The following is a 1,802-nucleotide window of genomic DNA, read 5'->3' as shown; positions in this document are numbered from 1 at the left end:
GATCAACGCCAGCGCCCCGCCGTTGGTCGTGATGTTGTTGTCATGGATGGCCATCTGCTGAGCGCCAGACAAGCCGATCACCTCGATACCGCAGTTGCGACCGGTAATCGTGTTGTGCTGGATCGTGAGGCTGTCGCCCATGTAGGTGCCGTGGATGCCGCTGTTGATCCAGCAACGCTCCACCACGCCTGTGAAGAGCCCGTCGAGATTCTTGACGCTATTGTCGAACTCCAGGCCACGCCCCAGAACATCACCGATCTCAACGTAGCCGATACTCAGCCTTGGCTGTTGATGCCAGCTCATCCCGTAGCCCAAGTAGTCACACATCCATGACCCGGCTACCCGGCTCTTTTCCCGGTTCAGCGTCAGTTTCAGACGCTGCCTCAAGAACCGCTCGACGCCGGCCATCACTCGCTCACCGGAACGACGCCTACGCACATAAATGTTCGCATCGTCGGCGTAGCGCACGAAACGATGGCCTCGCCGCTCCAATTCACGATCGAGTTCGTGGTGCAGGATGTTCGACAACAACGGCGAGATAGCGCCGGCAACAATAGAGCAAACTCTCGGATAAAATGGGGGCTGTGCATTGTCATGGAGAGTTTTGCTGCGAGGTATGCGGGATGCCCCGGCGTCGAGATTGTTCTCGTCATTGAGGTCATCGCCCCCACTGACGGGAGAATTCAGTCATGAGCCGAAAACCGCGGATCTGGCGTATTCGTCTGGCTTTTGAGCCAAATCGATTCTCTTGTGAAGAGCTCGAGAGGGTCTACGAGCAGCTAAAACCGACAGAAACGCGGACCTCCTCAGAGTTGTCGCAATCCCGGTCCCCTGTGAAAAAGCATCGTACTGCCAAGCGAGGTGAGCAATGAGCCAGGCTGTGATGGTGGCGCTCTATGCCCGGGTATCCTCTGACCAACAGGCTAAACGCGGCACGATTGAAAGCCAGATTGCCGCGCTGATGGAGCGGATCGTGGCTGATGGCGCCCAAGTCGTTGAGGACATGCGCTTTATCGACGCTGGCGTCAGTGGCGCGACGCTGATTCGCCCACAATTGGAACGGCTCAGAGACCGCGCTGCACTTGGCTTGGTAGATCGTCTCTACGTCCTGTCCCCCCAGACCGGCTGTCACGAAAATATGCCCACCAGGCATTGCTGATGGAAGAACTATCGGCGTGCGGCGTACAGGTCGTATTCCTCAATCATGCCATCGTCGCGGCAAGCTTCATGGCGCCAAGCGGGGCAGTACCAGAGCCTGCGCGACAAGCCATTAGCTACTGATGCTCCTGTGCTACCACTCGGGTTGAACAGGATATTGGTTCCCGGGGAGGATTGCAGAAACTCAAGGCGCTTCAGGTTGTCTTTTTCTTTAATCGGATCAGTCGTTTATTTGCAACTAGTCTTATGCCTGAAGGCGAACGACGGTCAGGCGAGGCGTCTGGCATAAGGATGTGAATGAAAAGGCTCATTGTCGTGATTGCCGTACTGACATTGGCGGGTTGTATGACTAATGCAAGGACCCATGCGGTACGCGGGGTCAGTGGCGTCGAGATCGATTGCTCGGGGCTGGGATCGGGGTGGGAGAGGTGTCAAAAGCGAGCTGACAGGGAATGTAAGGGGGCAGGTTACAAGGTTGTGGCCAGGTCCGACGACGCCAAGGATGAAGATGAATACTTCTTTGGCTTCAATCCTGCGGGTTTATTGACACGGACCATGTTGGTTATCTGTAGGTGAGCTGGGTGCCGGGGCGCGGACGCTCATGCGGGGAGAGAATGCGGTAAATGCAATGGGCTGTTCAAAAT

2 protein-coding genes and 1 pseudogene are annotated in these 1,802 nt (G+C 56.4%); 2 read left to right on the top strand and 1 reads right to left on the bottom strand.

Annotated features, from left to right (window positions below):
• Window positions 1-255: 255 nt before the first annotated feature.
• Window positions 256-546: pseudogene (locus tag AC1DVH_RS30585) on the bottom strand (reverse transcriptase domain-containing protein); the annotation flags it as partial.
• A 322-nt stretch (window positions 547-868) separates the two neighbouring features.
• On the opposite strand from AC1DVH_RS30585, the gene AC1DVH_RS30580 reads away from it, so the two are divergent.
• Complete coding sequence (locus tag AC1DVH_RS30580; RefSeq protein WP_477756943.1) at window positions 869-1,159, top strand: recombinase family protein; 291 nt, start codon at window positions 869-871, stop codon at window positions 1,157-1,159.
• 296 nt (window positions 1,160-1,455) lie between these two features.
• The gene (locus AC1DVH_RS30575; protein WP_477756942.1) at window positions 1,456-1,734 is read left to right on the top strand and encodes a hypothetical protein; all 279 of its coding nucleotides are present in this window, start codon (window positions 1,456-1,458) and stop codon (window positions 1,732-1,734) included.
• The last annotated feature ends 68 nt before the right edge of the window (window positions 1,735-1,802 follow it).

The organism is Pseudomonas sp. P4_C3 (assembly GCF_056402075.1).
The sequence above is the reverse complement of the archived record's forward strand: the minus strand, read 5'-3'. Positions and strand labels throughout refer to the sequence as shown.